The organism is Desulfomonile tiedjei DSM 6799 (genome assembly GCF_000266945.1).
Lineage (GTDB): Bacteria > Desulfobacterota > Desulfomonilia > Desulfomonilales > Desulfomonilaceae > Desulfomonile > Desulfomonile tiedjei.
Genome location: NC_018025.1, coordinates 3,535,095 through 3,551,867 on the forward strand (window position 1 = coordinate 3,535,095; position 16,773 = coordinate 3,551,867).

Annotated in this window: 9 protein-coding genes; 3 read left to right on the top strand and 6 right to left on the bottom strand. The window is 50.3% G+C overall.

Annotated features, from left to right (window positions below):
• Window positions 1-272 precede the first annotated feature (272 nt).
• The 6 genes from DESTI_RS14965 to DESTI_RS14990 form a co-directional block, all read right to left on the bottom strand.
• A complete protein-coding gene (locus DESTI_RS14965) occupies window positions 273-1,940 on the bottom strand; it encodes an AMP-binding protein (RefSeq protein ID WP_014810813.1) in 1,668 nt (555 codons plus the stop codon).
• 121 nt (window positions 1,941-2,061) lie between these two features.
• Window positions 2,062-2,652, bottom strand: a complete 591-nt coding sequence (locus tag DESTI_RS14970) for a TetR/AcrR family transcriptional regulator (protein ID WP_014810814.1) — start codon at window positions 2,650-2,652, stop codon at window positions 2,062-2,064.
• A 721-nt stretch (window positions 2,653-3,373) separates the two neighbouring features.
• A complete protein-coding gene (locus tag DESTI_RS14975) occupies window positions 3,374-4,711 on the bottom strand; it encodes a (Fe-S)-binding protein (RefSeq protein ID WP_014810815.1) in 1,338 nt (445 codons plus the stop codon).
• A gap of 2 nt (window positions 4,712-4,713) precedes the next feature.
• Window positions 4,714-5,427, bottom strand: coding sequence for a respiratory nitrate reductase subunit gamma (locus tag DESTI_RS14980; RefSeq protein ID WP_041286228.1), 714 nt, complete (start codon window positions 5,425-5,427; stop codon window positions 4,714-4,716).
• A 16-nt stretch (window positions 5,428-5,443) separates the two neighbouring features.
• Window positions 5,444-5,683, bottom strand: a complete 240-nt coding sequence (locus DESTI_RS14985; protein ID WP_014810816.1) for a sulfurtransferase TusA family protein — start codon at window positions 5,681-5,683, stop codon at window positions 5,444-5,446.
• Between the two features lie 10 nt (window positions 5,684-5,693).
• On the bottom strand, window positions 5,694-6,269 hold the full coding sequence (locus DESTI_RS14990; RefSeq protein WP_014810817.1) for a DsrE/DsrF/DrsH-like family protein: 576 nt from the start codon (window positions 6,267-6,269) through the stop codon (window positions 5,694-5,696).
• Window positions 6,270-7,033: 764 nt separating this feature from the next.
• On the opposite strand from DESTI_RS14990, the gene DESTI_RS28965 reads away from it, so the two are divergent.
• The 3 genes from DESTI_RS28965 to DESTI_RS15005 all read left to right on the top strand — a co-directional run bounded on the left by DESTI_RS28965 (window position 7,034) and on the right by DESTI_RS15005 (window position 16,699).
• Window positions 7,034-11,593, top strand: a complete 4,560-nt coding sequence (locus DESTI_RS28965; RefSeq protein WP_014810818.1) for a PAS domain S-box protein — start codon at window positions 7,034-7,036, stop codon at window positions 11,591-11,593.
• A 487-nt stretch (window positions 11,594-12,080) separates the two neighbouring features.
• Window positions 12,081-14,297 (top strand): alginate lyase family protein, encoded by a 2,217-nt coding sequence (locus tag DESTI_RS15000; protein WP_014810819.1) that lies wholly within the window; start codon window positions 12,081-12,083, stop codon window positions 14,295-14,297.
• Window positions 14,298-14,554: 257 nt separating this feature from the next.
• The gene (locus DESTI_RS15005; RefSeq protein WP_014810820.1) at window positions 14,555-16,699 is read left to right on the top strand and encodes a bi-domain-containing oxidoreductase; all 2,145 of its coding nucleotides are present in this window, start codon (window positions 14,555-14,557) and stop codon (window positions 16,697-16,699) included.
• Window positions 16,700-16,773 lie beyond the last annotated feature (74 nt).

Consider the following 16,773-nt stretch of genomic DNA (forward strand, 5'->3'; position numbering starts at 1 on the left):
GGTAGGTGCCGTGCCTCCGTGCCGGCACATTTTTCATAATGAACCGACCAGTTCGGTCCGGCAGAGACGCCGGACTCTACCGTTCCTTGTAAAAGAAAGGGTGTTCAAAAGGTCAGAAATTATGTCAACTACTATAAAGGAGAAGACCGTCAGTTTTTCCCAGACATTGGCTTATGTCGATTCAAGGACTTTGCGTGAAGAACGATCGAGAAGATTCCTAACGCAATCGGCGTCATACTGTCGGTCTTCTCCTATTCAGTTTTGGCACACCATCATTCATTACGAACCGCTCTTCTATCATACGTATCGGGAGTAACGCCTTGTTCTCGCAACCTGAATTTCTCGATGCGACCGGTTGCAGTCGCAGGGAGAGCGTCCATGAACCTGATGTACCTGGGAACCCAGAAGTGGGGCATGTTTTCTTTTGCATAGGACACGATGGCGTCCGGGCTGACATTCCGGTCAGATGCCGGGACGATCACCGCCATGACCTCTTCGTCTCCAAAGTCTGACTTGGCCGGAACCACCGCTGCTTGGGCAATATCATGATATTTCAACAGAATTTGCTCAACTTCGTATGAAGATATGTTTTCGCCTTTTCTTCGAATGGCATCTTTCAACCGATCCACGAAAAACAAGTATCCTTGTTCGTCAAAATAACCTGCATCACCCGTGTGAAACCAGAGTCCTCTGAAGGCATTTGTCGTAACCTCCGGCATTCCATAGTACTCCATGAAAATCGCCCAAGGCATCTTGGGTCGAACCACAATTTCTCCAGTACGTCCTGTAGGCAACAGTTCTCCACATTCGTTCATGACGCCAACTTCTACATGAGGGCCTACCATTCCACAGGCTCCAGGAGGATTCGCTTTGGTTCTCACGATGTGGTTCGGTGCACTTATCGGGATGCCTACTTCCGTACTGCCGTACCCGCCAGTGATGTTAATATTGAACCGTTCACCGGCAATAACCCAGATTTCTTTTGAGGAATATGCCAATGCCGTAATTGGCCCGTGGTCTTTCTCGAGGGGTGACGGAGGCATTTTCACCAGCATCTCCAAAATGGGACCGACCGCGGCAAAATGAGTAATACCGTATTTTTTCACGTGTTCCCAAAAAACCGCGGGGTCGAATTTCTCCACCAGAACTATCTTGGCGTTAGCGAGCATGGAGAGCAACATTGCCATGTCGAGAGCCATGATATGAAAAAGAGGCAGATACGAATAGTATACGCTCTCACTCGTCACCCCACCCGCATCGATCAAGAACAATGCAGTCGTGATGAATTGAGCGTTGGTATCATATACCACTTTGGACGGGCCTGTGGTGCCTGAAGTAAGAATCATGGCGCTTGGATCGGAAATTTTTCGTGGCACCCTGTGTGCGGGATCGGGCTCAAGGGAGAGAAGATCGTCCACGAACGTATACGCATGGCTCGGAGCATTCTCTGAAACAAAATTATCTTTTCCTATGATGAAGACATGCTTCAGTTCGGGCAAAGACTCTTCAACTGCTTTCAACCTGTCCAGGAGCCTGGAATCAACGATCAGGTACTCGGATGCGGAGGCAGTTAAGTTATAAATAAGGGGCTGCTTCATGAATCCGGTGTTCACCGTCACAGGCACTGCACCAAGCTTCAGAATTCCAAAATAGGAAAAGGCCCACAATGGTGAATTCAGAGCAAACAGGGCCACATGATCGTCCGCTCGTACTCCCAGTTGATAGAATCCCGTGGCCAGGCGGTTACCTAAGTCGTCTGCATCCTCATAGCTGAACGCTCTTCCATCCTGGAATTCCATCCAGATCTTCTTCCCGTTCTCCTTCGCTTTCGTCGCGACGAGATCTGCAACGGTAGGGTAACGCGACAGTGCTTCCTCATACACGGACTGTGCAAAAAATCCAGCATCTTCGTTGATCGGCGGAAATCTGCGGACACTCATGGGTTCCCTCCTCTTTGAAGTTGTGAATCATTCGTTTAACACGCGCCTCAAACGCCTATTTTATATTGAACGTTCAATATAATTCGATGCAAAAAAAAAAGAGGAGGAGCCTTGAAGAAACTTATTCGACGTGCCTTCGCACGAACTCTTTATAAGATTCACCAAGAGCTTCGTGGTTAAATGTATCCGGCGCCAACGTGCACATGATGCCCAACCCCATACCTAACGCTATGAGCAGAGTGTGCAGATCCTTGATCTTATTCTCGGAGAACTGATTGTGAGCAACTCCGTCTTCCAGATATCGGCCCGCATAAGATGTCAAATTGGACAAAAATTTCGTCATGATTCTCTTGATCTCATCGTTATAGGGGGCCTGTCCGAGGAAATTCAGCAGAACTGTGTAAAATTCAGGGTTATCAACTACTACCGCATGAATACTCTCCAGGTGTTTGAACAGCTTGTCTCGTTCAGAGGTTAACGGTTCCACTACCTGCATGACATTTTCGTGGGACCGAGAAAAAGCTTCTTTGATAACATTTAGAAGGAGATCTTCCTTATTCTTGAAATAATGATAGATGATACCGGTGCTCACCCCAGCTTCTTCAGCAATTGCCTTCACGGAAAGCTTGGAGAATCCGTTCTTCGCGAGACAGCGCTTCGTGGCGGATATCACCTCTTCTCTCCTGATTTGTTCCATTCCGATTTTGGGCATGGTGCACCTTTTTTATTATGAACGTTCAGTATAATATAACTGACCTTCATTCACGTCAAGAAAAACATTGGACCGGTGCAACCATTCAGTAATGAGCGGGCACGCCCTGGAAGGGCGGCCCAATAGTAGCCACGGGTGTCAGAAACTGTCTCAAAATTCTCGAATGCAGAACAACTCGTGCCACGATTCCCCATCTGAGTAGGGGCAGGTCTCGTGCCTGCCCTCCCGCAATGACCGGCACGGAGGCCGGTCACTACCGGGCACCCACGAGGGGCGCCCCTACAATCAGGCCGTGAAGATGATGAGAATTTCGTGCCACGATCTGGGATAAATTTCGAGTTCTGACAGTCTCTTGCACCCACGGCTACTGTTGCGTAGCCCCTATGGGGCTGTAGAAACCTCTTTCACGCTTAACTGGATGGATACGTAGCGGTTCCAGGCCCGGATTATTCATAGGAACCGGCCATCCGGTCATAAATTGGAACCTGTGTAGCGAAGCGGATCTGATTACCCGTTTCCATAGGTTCTTTTGGCTCCGTGATTCATGGACAAGTGTTGCAAGATGATGCGCATGATTGTTTTCTATAGAAACATTTCGGGCGGCACGTAAGCCGCCCGCTCCTGGTATACAGCGAATTCCATCGACTCTGCCGGACCACTCGGTGGAATCACATTATTGGCGAAGTGTGACTCAAAATACTTTCTTGAATTCACAAGTACATCAGCCCACTCGTCGCATGTTTGCCAGTCCCGATTCTGCTCCCAAGGACTCTTGCATTTCCGACTGCTCATCTCTCCCGGATATGATCTTCTTCTGAACCAGAGCATCAGCCACGAGGCCTGAGACAAACTGCACCTTCGTATCCAACTTGTAATGATCCATCAAATCCGTGAGTTGTGTGTGGCAATTTTCGCACGCGGTAGCGAGAATGTCCGCGCCGGAGACCTTCACTTGGTCGGCTTTGACTTTGGCGGATTTCATCCGAAAATCCTTATCACCCATTATCACCAAACCGCCACCGCCGCCACAGCACCAACTAGCACGTCGATTCGGCTGAAGATCGACAAAGTCGTCGGTCAGCGCATTTAGAATATAACGGGGCTCTTCATAGATGCCGCCCTGGCGAGCTATCTGGCAAGGGTCATGGTACGTTATACGACCTTTGATTCTTGACTTGTCAAGTTTGATGCGGCCTTCACGAAGGTACTCGGCGATCAATTCCATGAAGGTGATCACCTTGAAGGGGTGGCTGCCCGTCATATGTCTCATGACGCGATAAGCCGTTCCGCACTCGCATATGACGACCTGTTCGACATTCAAGCGTTCGGCTTCATCGATAATGCGCCTGGCAATCTGTTTGGTCGATTCAGGGTTTCCCACGAAAGCGCCAAAATTGACCGCCTCGAAGTAGCTCAGCGACCAATGCTCCTTGGCAGCGTTCATGATCGCGGCAGCCGGAATGATCGAATGCTTTCCCGCAAGCGCGACGTAGAGCACCCTCGCGCCTTTCACCTCCAAGGGAATCACCCCTTCGCCGGCTTCGGTTTGCCACTGTTGGATTACCTCTGACTCCAGACCTCGAACCGCTTCGGCAAAATTTGCCTTGGTGGCTTCAATGTTCTTGCCTTTGGATATAGAGACGTTTGCAAGCATTGTGAGCACCTTCGGCTCCATGTCCGCTCCAATCAGCAAGAGCTTTGCAATCCCTTGGATGAGTTGCGTGTCTATACCGAACGGGCAATACGTCATGCAGCGTCTGCATCCTGTGCACGTGAACGCTGTCTCGTAGATCTTTTCCATCCATGCATCGTCCAGTTCAACGGCTTCGTTCCACCATGAAGCGAATTTGCCCGACGCCTTAAAGTACTTCTCGTAAACTCGGCGGACATTTTGGGCCCGAGCAACCGCGGTGTACCTCGTCTCCGGCATGGATGCGTACACGTGACATGCTTCTATACACACCCCACAGCGAGTGCAGTTGTCCAGGTACAGGCGGGCAGCGCGAGTTAATTTCTCGGAGAACATTTCCAACAGTCTCTTCTTGAGGTTTTCATCCATTGCTAGATTCTCCTGAGCGCAGTTAAGGGTAGTGCGAAGAAACTGTGCATAATTTTGCTGAACGGCAGAACCATGAGAAACAGGTTGGCCAACAGTATATGCACTACGACTACGCTGTAGTGGCCGCCGGAGAGAAGATCACGGGGATCCTGGAAGGTAAACCCGACCAATCCGTTCAGATAGGCCCCAAAGTCCTGTTTGGTGAGCACGAATCCGGATTCGCTCCACGAATTGGCCCAACTGATCACGTCTCCGGTAACGAACACGCAGAAAAGGAGAGCAAGGAGAATGTAGTCGGAAGGCACCGAGAATTCCCTCACAGGAGACCGAAATCTCCGTAACATGAGATAGGCCACGGAAATGGTAAGAATCACACCGACAGCACCATGACCGATCATGTGTGGTGAATCCTTCGCCGTTATTCTCAACTGAGGGATCAAATCCAGGTGAGCGACAATCAAGAAAGCAAATGCTATATGGAACAGCATAAGGAAGAACCAGAGGACCGGCCGATGTTCCCTCACAGTGGGCAAGGTAAGAGCATCGAATACGGCAGCAAGTACAGGACGTTTGGATTCAGGAAAAATCTTTAAGGTGTTGGGATGTCTCGGGGCTTTGAGTATGCCCGCAATTTTTAGACCGATGCCGATGATGCACCACACAAAGGCCAGGTACACCATCGGCACCGTAACGAAATAGTAAATCTTGTCAAGCATTCCTGACCCCCGTACTCTATTTGAGGCGCTTCACAAATATCTGTATCGAGCCGTTTCCCTGTTTTGTCTCGAGAACTTCGTTGCCGGTTGTATCCGCCCATGCAGGAAAGTCGGAAAGAGAACCAGGATCGGTGGTATGCACTTCGATTATCTCCCCGACTGATACGGAGCCAATCTCCTGGCTCATCTTGACTACGGGCATGGGACAGGGGAGTCCTTTGAGATCCAACACTTTAGCTACTTTATGGTCAGACATCGTCATCTCCTTAGATAAAAAGCTGATTGATCGATTTCCTGGAATGGTTCAAGTAGGTGGCCACTCCAACGAATTCCATGTTCGGGTAGTCGATGATTTCTTCGCGCTTGAATCCCATGAGATCCATGGACATCTCGCAGACTTTGATTTCCACGCCGAGTTGAGCCGCCATTTCGAAAAGCTGATCGAGATTGGGGGCGTTCTTCTTTTTCATCAGGCCCTTCATCATTGCCGTGCCCATTCCGCCCATGTTCATCTTGGAGAGTTTCAAGCTGTTGCGGCCTTTGGGCAGCATCCAGCCAAACATCTTGGACATGAAATCCTTACCTTCCACATTGGCTTCCGGTTTGCGGAGTGCAGCGGTTCCCCAGAATGTAAAGAACAGGACCACTTTCATGCCCATGGCAGCCGCTCCTGTGGCAATAATCATTGATGCAAGCAGTTTGTCCATGTCGCCGGAAAAGACGATCATCGACAACTTGTTCTCCTGGGCGGGGCCCAATTCTTCGACTTTCTTTCGCAAATCTGCGATCTGTGATTCGAGGTCCTCCAGATTCGGTGTCCGAGCCTCAGCGGGTAAGCTCATATACGTTCTCCTTTCTTAGCTTCTTCTCACGTTTATGACGCGGTGATGATTGATTCATGAGATTGTCTCCCGTCTTGATTTTCGGGAGCCTGTCTACTGTCAAGATAGATCTATTGCTATATTAAAATACTCTTATAATTTTATACAGGGCTCAGCCGTGAATGTCAACAGAATCTGTCAAGAATTTGTTCGAGCCGATACGTGTTTCCCGATATACTATTATCATAGTAATATTCTGCTGTTGACCACATTTTCACGATACGGGGTTTCGTGAGATCGTGTTCAGACCGTTCGGTCATTACCGCTCAACTCGGTCAAAAGCTGAGTATTTCAGTTAAGAAAAAACCGGTGAGTGACCTTTCCGATTTTGGGAAGCAGATCTCTTAATGGTAGTACCAAAAATTCTGTCGTTTATCCCTCGTGTGAATTACAGGATATTGGATAGGGACCGGCGTCCCTGCCGGTCCATTATAGCGATATCATTGATCATATTGAAGATGTGCCGGCACGGAGGCCGGCACCCACCAATACTCCTATCCTCAACGGACATTAATTCTGGCAATCACTATAATGGCCCGGGAAAGCGTCTTCTAACGACACGTATACATTGCCAATGAGTTGTGTCACCAGTTTTCCCTTAATACCTGAGCCCTATTTTGATGGCCTGAAAAATCTTCTTGACGTTCTCTCTGCCATGGGCGTACCGTTAGTTAGAAGATCTGCCACAAGCCGCGCAAAATAGTTGCAATTAGGGGGGCTCCTCCATGATTAAAGAAGTCGGAAATTCTGCTGCCGTAAGAATCCTGATCTGTGAAGACGAGCTACTATTTGCAGAAAATCTTGCCGCTACGCTCAGGGATCTCGGATACGAAATTATCGGGACAGTTATGACCGGACAACATGCTATTGACATGGTCGAAGAAGTCCAGCCCGACCTGATCTTAATGGATATCGGTTTGTCCGGAGAGATAGACGGAGTAGAGGCAGCGCGGTGCATCCGGGCGCAATTTGACATTCCTCTGGTCTATCTCACGGCTTATGCCGAGGAAAATGTCTTTGACCGAGCCAAGAATACGGAACCTTACGGATATTTGGGCAAGCCATTCAGTCTGGTCGAACTTAAGTGCACGCTTGAGACAACGTTGTGCAAACACCAAATAGACAGAAAAATGAGAGAAAGCGAAGCACGAAGAGCCAAGGCAGAAGAACTGGCAGGCCTTTATAGTTGGGAATGGGATTTTCAGACGGGACGTTTTGTGTGGTCAGAACAATCATATCGCATCTTCGGCCTGAATCCCGATGAAACGAAGCTTGTCTTTGAAACGTTCATCAACTTAGTTCGTCCGGAGGACAGGGATCGTCTCAAAGATGCTCTCCGGGATGCGAAAGACGGGAAACGCCCCTATGAAATTGAGTTCCGTATCGTGCAACCGAACGGTCAAGAACGGATACTCCATAGCCGGGGCGAAATTCGCAATGATAGGAGAGGACGTGCGGTCCGAATGCAGGGAATGACCCTGGACATCACCGATCGCAAGAAAGCCGAGCAAGCCCTTCGAGAGAGTAAGAATCGATATCGCCAGGCCGTGGAAAACTCTCCTAATGCAATCCTCGCGGTTGATGCCGAGGGAACGGTACTGTCATGGAATGACTCCTGTGAGCGGCTCACCGGCTACACCAAAGAGCGAGCCATAGGGAGCAGCGTTTTTGATCTTATTTTGCACCTTGAACGGACCAAAGTTGCGGATATCATCCATAAGGTCTTCGACGGACATTCCTTCAATGAAATCCCGCTGGATTTCTGTGCTGATAACGGCACGGCCCGGAAGATGATATCGCGTGCTTATCCGCTGATGGATGTAAACGGCAGGGTTCTGGAATGCATGCTCGCTAACACGGATATTACGGATCTGCACAACTCTCGGGAAGAATTGCGCAGGAGCGAAGAGCGATACAGAAGAATTGTAGAGACGGCAAATGAAGGTATCTGGGCCATGGACAGCGAATTTCGGACAACCTTCGTAAATCGGCGTATGGCTGATATGCTTGGATATTCTGTACCAGAGATGCTTGGCCGTACGGTTGATTCCTTCATATTCCAGGAAGATCTTGGGGATCATGAAACCAAAATGGAAATGCTTCGTCGCGGGAGAAACCAGGTTTATGAGAGACGCTTCCGATGCAAGGACAATGCAGCTCTGTTGACAACGGTTTCGGCCACTGCGCTTCTGGATGACGAGGGTGCTTTCGCCGGCTCATTCGCGATGTTCACCGATATAACCGAACGTAAGGATACTGAGAAGGCGCTCAGACAAAGTGAAAGCCGCTACAGAGATCTGTTCGACAATGCTCTGGATGTGATCTACACACACGACCTGGACGGAAACTATACTTCGGTAAATGAGGCAGCAAAGCGGTTGCTCGGCTATTCTGAACAGGAATTCTTGAAACTCAATTTCAGAGATCTGGTCACTCCGGAGCATCTGCCGATAACACTAGCCCACTTTCGACGAAAGCTCCAAAACAACCAGGACAGGACCGAACCTTACGAGCTTCGCGTGCGCACAAAGGACGGCTCGCATCGGTGGTTCGAAGTCGTTTCAAGATTGATCAGAGAGGACGGACAGCCGGTTGCCGTTCACGGAATTGCCAGAGATATCACGGATCGGAAGCAGGCTGAAGAGGCTCTCAAAACGAGTGAACAAATACTGGATCGTATTCTCGCGGCTTCACCTGTGGGCATAGGCCTCAGTCACATGAGAAAGATGCGATGGGTGAACGACGCCTGGACACGACTATTCGGATTTGAGAATCGATCTGATTGCAAAGGCCAAGATGCAATGCAACTCTACCCGTCTCGTGAAGACTTCCTGCGAGCAGGAGCCATCCTGTACAAGAATCTTGAAAGCGGAGTTATCAACGCAACTGATGCGAAAATGAGAAGAAGAGACGGCTCCGTGTTTGACGCGTTCATACGAATGGCCGCTCTCGATCCCTTCGATCTGAGTGCAGGACAGATCGCGATGATAACGGATATTTCCGATAGAAAGGCTGCGGAACAGGCTTTAGAAAAAAGTGAGGCAATGCTGAGCAGCATATTACAGGCAGCTCAAATAGGTATCGGCGTCTCGGTCAATCGAACGCTCTCCTGGACTAACCCGATGATTTCTCGCATGACCGGGTACTCGGCCGCTGAGCTTAGCGGTCAATACGCAAGAATGTTGTACCCGAGTGACGAAAAATTTGAGCGTGTAGGTAAGATACAATATCGGGATATTGCGGAACTAGGGATCGGACAAATTGAAACGCAGTGGAAGCGTAAGGACGGAGAAATAATAGATGTTTTTCTGAGTTCGGTTCCGATGGTACCGGAAGATGTTTCCAAAGGAGTTGTTTTCACGGTGCAAGATATAACCGACCGTAAGCGCGCAGAGCGAGCTCTGAGGGAAAGCGAAGAAAAATATAGAGCCACTTTCAACAATGTTGCCGTGGGAATCGATGTGGTGGATCGGGACGGACGATTCCAAAAAGTGAACGGCACCCTGTCCTCTTTGCTGGGCTACAGTGAGGAGGAGCTTCTCGACCTTACATTTTTCGATGTGACCCATCCCAGCGATGTGGAAGAATCTTCACATAGGCATGAAACGTTAATGCGGGGGGAACTGGATACCTATCGCTACGACAAACGATATATCCATAAAGATGGTTCGGTTATCTGGGCAGATACCAGCGTATCGGTAATTCGGGACTGCAAAGGGAAACCGGTTGCCGCTGTCGCGGTGATTTCGGATATCACCAGACGGAGAAATTCAGAGGCAATCAGACTCCGTTTAGCCACAGCCGTGGAACAGGCTGCGGAAACAATCGAAATCACCGATCCCGATGGCACGATTGTCTACATTAATCCTGCATTTGAGCGAATTACCGGGTATACACGTGAAGAAGCAATAGGAAAGAATCCGAGCATCCTCAAGAGTGGACACCATGACGACCGATTCTACCGCACTATGTGGGAGACTATTACTGCCGGTAAAGTCTGGAGAGGTCACTTCATCAACAAAAAGAAGGACGGGACATTATTTGAAGAAGAGGTCTCCATTTCTCCTATTACCGACAAGACGGGAAAAATAATCAACTATGTGGCTGTAAAACGAGACGTTACCAGAGAAAAATCGTTACAGGCACAGCTCTTACAGGCGCAAAAAATGGAGGCCATCGGGACCTTAGCAGGAGGCATCGCTCACGATTTCAACAACTTGCTTCAGATCACTTTAGGTTACTCGGAGATGCTGCTTTCTGAGAAAAAGAAAACCGACCCGGAATATGCCGATTTGGAGAAAATATTTCATGCAGCGTCAAGTGGGGCCGAGCTCGTGAAAGGTCTACTCACTTTCAGCAGGAAAGTCGGACCAAAACCTATCACGCTGAATCTCAATCGGCAGATAACGCAAGTAGAGAAACTGTTACGACGGACTATACCCAGGATGATAGATATTGAGATGAAATTAGCGGACGATCTTGCAGAAATCAACGCTGACCCCGCTCAAATTCAGCAAATGCTGATGAATCTCGTGGTTAACGCCCGTGATGCCATGGCTGACAGTGGTAGACTGAGACTGGCGACGAAGAATGTCATATTGGATGAGGGATTCTGCAGTACTCATGTGGGCATAAACCCCGGAGCATTTGTATTATTGCAGGTGTCCGACACCGGCCATGGAATGGACAGAGCGACCATCGAGCATATCTTTGAACCGTTTTATACTACCAAAGAGGTCGGAAGGGGAACGGGCCTCGGACTTGCTACAGTGTACGGAATTGTGAACCAGCATGGAGGAATCATAACCTGTGAAAGTGAAATTGGACGAGGTACTGCGTTTAGCATTTATTTTCCGGCTATCGCAGCGTATGGGAAATTCGGGATAAATGGGTTCGAATCGGCGGCTGAATCCGGTACAGAAACAATACTGCTTGTTGATGATGAAGACATGGTGAGAGATTTGGGAGCCCGGATTCTGAGAAGAGCCGGGTACACGGTCCTGACAGCCAATAACGGTCAAAATGCTTTGGAGGTGTTCAAGGAAGAATCATCTCTGATCTCTCTCGTGATTCTCGATCTGATCATGCCCGAACTGGGCGGCAAGGACTGTCTTCCGGAACTCCTGAAGATCGATCCGGCGGTCAAGGTGCTAATCGCGAGCGGTTATGCTGCTGACGCAGCAACGCAGGAGTGTATTCGGCTCGGCGCAAAGGGATTCGTGGCAAAACCTTTCAGGTTAAAAGAACTTCTGCAAAATGTTCGCAAGACATTGGATTATGTCTGAATACAAATTTGCATTCAAAATTCCCTCATTCTTCCCTTCAGTAAAGGGGGATTAGGGGCATAGGGGTTAACATAAGAATCCGGCGTAGGATGTCATGACCAAAGCAAACCACATCATTTTTGCCAAGTCGCCTGAATGACTGTCATTGCGAGCGAAGCAAAGCAATCGCCTGAAATTAAGCGCCTGATTCCCAGGCGATTGTCCCGAGAGAAGCGGGATCGCTACGCTCCTCGCAATGACAAGGATTAAGTTAGTTGCTGAATGGTGGATTCCTCGCTGTTCGCGGACGTTCTCCATCAACATGGGTCGGCAGAGACGCCGACCCCCACCAGGAAAGCCGGGAGTGTATGCTCCTATTTTAACGCTTATGGGAATTAGAGAACATTGTGCCACATAATCAGAAAATCCTTGCGAGTTTTGCGGCCGAGCGTCATACGTGGAGCGACCATACACGCAAGATTGCGAGTTTTCTTACGGAGCGCAGCAGGTGAGCCTTCGCGATAGAGTCATCCATTACGGCCCAAAAGCTATGACGTTACCGCTGCGTGTTCTCGCCCGGAAAGTGTGGAGAAAGGCTCTCACCGTCTTTTCGGCTGCATGGCAGCGCAGGCGCGATTTGAACCACCCTCCATATTCTACAGCGGCAAGTCTTAGCACACGCCCCATAGTGCCGCTCGCTTCCCTGGACCTCACCCATGCTGCTTTGCAGGATTTACCTGAAATAGCGGTCTTCTATATGGAGCACCGTTTTGACCTCCTGGGATCGGGTTGGGTTCGTTGGGGCTACGCTGAACCCTCACCCGGTCTGGAAGGCCATACTTACGACATGCGTGTAATGGGGGACCCCATATCTACTCTGCGCCCGGCCCACCGCAAGGAGGCCGAACGACTCAAGGCGCTTATTGACGACCCGAATTATCAACCTATCGACTGGCAAAAGGATGTAAAGTCCGGCTTCCGTTTCGACGAATCACAGTGGTATCGCGATCAGCCCATAGGTACGCATCCAGGCGCTGACATCAAGATGCCCTGGGAGTTGGGCCGTCTGCAGCATTTGCCCCAGATGGCTCTGACTGCAGCTCTCCTTCGCGAAATGAATCCGGAAATGACCCATGCGCTTGCACGGGAGTTTCGCTGCCAGGTCCTGGATTTCCTGGCTATGAATCCCCCATGCAACGGGAGCCAGTGGACATGTACCATGGACGTAGGGATCAGAGCAGCCAATCTTGTCCTAGCCTATGACATTTTCAATCAGTTGGAATGCGCAGATGAAATTGATGATGTTTTCCGCGCGGAGCTGGCTCAGGCTTTGCGCAGGCACGGACAACACATTGTGGCGAATCTCGAATGGACCGAAACCCTCACGTCCAATCATTATCTTGCTAATCTCTGCGGGATGCTGTTTGTCGCTGCGACTCTCGAATCCACGCCCGAAACTGACGCTTGGCTCGCTTTTGCAGCTCAGCAACTGGACAGGGAGTTCTTTCGACAGTTTTGCCCGGACGGAGTTAATTTCGAAGCGTCCACGAACTACCATCGACTCAGCCTTGAAATGATAGTCTTTTCCACAGCGCTGCTGCTTGGGTTGCCTCAGGAACGCCTGCTCGGCCTGATTTCTCCGGACAGTCGTTATCTCCCCAAAGAGCCGCATCTGGCGACAGACTGGCCCGAGAGAGCCGGTGCTGCTGCTCGGGCGAATGACCCCGCTCTTTTGCTGGGAGAAGGTTTTCTCGAGCGACTGACTCGGGCCGCTTGCTTCATCGTAGATATCACTAAACATAGCGGTGAAATCCCTCAGATCGGCGATAACGATTCGGGCCGCTTTTTCAGGCTTACACCGCTTGGAGAATGGATGACCCCAGAGGAGGCCGAGACTCGCTACCTCAATCTGGCAGGGTATACGACTCTCATCTCGACGTACAGGAGGGCGGGGGAACGCTATTTCGACGACAATATACTGAGGCATCATGCTGTAATAGGTGCAGCAGCCGGTATCATAGACCACCCTTCCCTTTCTTCTGGTAGTTCGCTGGAAAAAAGCATCTGTGCTGCGCTGGCACGCGGGCGACATTTCGCCTGTGAAGTATCTCCACTATGGCCCACGGTGCGGCCGAGTTTGTATGTTCCCGAGCACAAGACAACCCGAATAATCTACGAAGACACAGATACTTCCATGCCGTCTCTGACGGAAGAAGGCAGTTGGACACACTATCCGGATGCAGGCATCCACATCTACCGTTCCGGAAGGGTGCACCTGACGGTCAGCGCCGGGCCCAACGGACAGAACGGGAATGGCGGACATGCGCACAATGACAAATTATCCTTTGAATTACAGATAGATGGTGTGGACCTTGTGCAAGATCCCGGGACGTACCTCTATACGGCTGCAGTAGACCAGCGCAATCTTTACCGCTCGACCGCCGCACACAATGCTCCTTGCCTCGCGGGACACGAGCAAAACCGGTGGGAGCCGGGGATCATGGGCCTGTTCTGGATGCACGAAGACAGTTCGGCATGGGTCTCCCACGTATCGGGTGGGACCATCACCCTTGACCTTCGCTTGTCACAAGGATATATTTTTCGCCGGCTTGCAGTGGAAGATCGACGAGTCATCATAGAGGATTTCTCTGATTGGCCTGACCTGCAAGCACGTCACTGCCTACCTTTTTCGAACGGCTACGGCAGAATACTGCGAAGTAAATGATTGGGGAATCCAAATCCCGATTCCGGCTGTCGCATTATCCTTCAACAAAGCTGCCGTGCACCCGGTTATCGACGCTGCATTCGAGCTTTGTTATCTCATGCCGATTTGCATTCAAAATCCCCCCATTCCCCCCTTTAATAAAGGGGGGTTAGAGGAGATTTTCGTTTGACTTTGAACACAAATTGGTGTCAGTCCGTATCTGGGCAGAGAATCGTTGAAATGTCGATTTTCGGGAAATAAACGACTTAGGATCGATCATGCTACAGGTCTTGATAAAGAGCGGTAAGGCAGCACCATCCGAAGTCCCTGCTCCGGTGGTTAATCCTGGCTGCGTTCTCATCAAAGTAGTGAATTCATGTATTTCCGCGGGGACCGAGCTCACAGGCGTGCAGGACAGCGGCAAATCTATAATCCGACAAGCCCTGGAACAGCCTCAGAAAGTTGCAAAGGCACTCAACATGATGCGCTCAGAGGGCATCACACGCACGCTGGCCAGAATAAAAGGACATTTTGAGGCCGGCAGTCCCACGGGTTACTCCGCAGCGGGGTTCGTAATTGGAGCTGGAAAAGGTGTAACGGACCTGCGGCCCGGAGACCGGGTGACCGCGGCCGGTGCGGGATACGCGAATCATGCGGAATTCATCGATGTACCGCGTAATCTTGTGATGCGAATTCCCGATAGCCTGAATTTTCCCGAGGCATCTACCGTGACTCTTGGCGGTATCGCCATGCAGGGAGTCCGTCGAGCGGCTCCAGCACTTGGTGAACTCGTCGTCGTTTATGGTGTGGGCATTATCGGCATGCTTGCCCTGCGTATGCTGGTACTGTGCGGAGCACGTGTCATTGCAGTGGATCTCGATGAGAAGCGTCTGGAGTTGGCCCGAACCATGGGTGCAGAGCTTGTTCTCAATCCGTCGAAAGACAATGTTCTGACTGCAGTCAAGAACTGTACGGATGGACGCCTGGCAGACATCGTTATCTTTTGTGCCTCCACCGGTAATTCGAAGATACTTACGCAAGCGTTTGCCCTGACTCGGCGCAAGGGTCGGCTTGTCATGGTGGGCGTATGGGGTAAGGAACTGGACCGTGACGACATTTACAAGAAGGAAATCGATTTCCTCATCTCCACCTCCTATGGTCCCGGCCGTTATGACGCGGATTACGAAGAAAGCGGCCATGATTATCCCTACGATTACGTCCGCTGGACGGAGAACCGCAACATGACTGAATATTTGCGGCTCATGGCATCCGGGAGACTCGATGTAAAGCCGCTCATTCATGGTGTTTACGATATAGATCGTGCGTCAGAAGCCTATGACGCTCTGCAATCACCAACCAAGCCCATGATGGTGCTCCTGGATTACGGCAAAGATTTACCCGAACTGCCCTTTGAGCTTCCACGTAAGGTGTTTGTGCATGCACCGATGCATTCCCGATCGAAAGGCTCGCCTGTGCGGGTGGCCGTCGTTGGAGCTGGCAGCTATGCTCAGAGTATGCACCTGCCAAATCTCAAAGAACTGAATAAGCTGTTTACCTTGCGTGCCGTATGCAGCCGCACAGGATCCAATGCCAAGGCTGTGGCCGCCCAGTACATGGCCGATTATGCCACTACCGATTACGACGAGGTGTTAGCGGATAAGGAGGTGGATCTCGTTATTTTGTGCACTCGCCATCACTTGCATGGACCGCAGGCTTTGGTAGCTCTTGCAGCAGGCAAACACGTTCTGGTGGAAAAGCCTCTCTGCCTCACGCAGACCCAATTGAACTCCCTGACGGATTTTTATGCCGATAGCGCTAGCGGCAAAGAAAAACCTATGTTGACTGTCGGCTTCAATCGGCGTTTCTCCAGGTATGCCGATGAGATCCGTCGATGCATCGCAAGCCGCAACACGCCTTTGTTCTTGCATTATCGCATGAATGCCGGATATCTTCCTCCTGACCATTGGACTCACGGAATTGAAGGCGGAGGCCGTATTGTGGGAGAAGCCTGTCACATTATCGATCTTTTTCGCAGCTTGACTGGTTCTCCAGTACTGTCGGTATCTGCTGCTTCGCTCCATCCCGACGGGCACAATTTCAGCGGTGCAGACAATAAAATCATCTCGCTGGAGTACGAAGACGGGTCTGTGGGCAGCATAGAATATATGGCTGTGGGAGCAAAGCAGATTCCCAAGGAGTTCATGGAAATCCATTTCGACAGCAAAACAATCGTTATGGAAAACTATCAGTCCATCAAGGGCTTCGGCGTGAGAGTCCGGAATCTAACGGATTCCATTCCCGACAAAGGGCAATTGCCCATGATGAAACGGATCGGCTCATATCTCACAGGCACCGAGGATACCTGGCCTATTTCGTTGCTGGAACTCATCGAAACCACCTCCATTACTTTTGCCGTGAAATAGGAAGATTATGCATACAGACTCGAATACCGGCAATCCGATCTTCTTTTGGTTCTTCGGCAGTCTCATAGGGAATA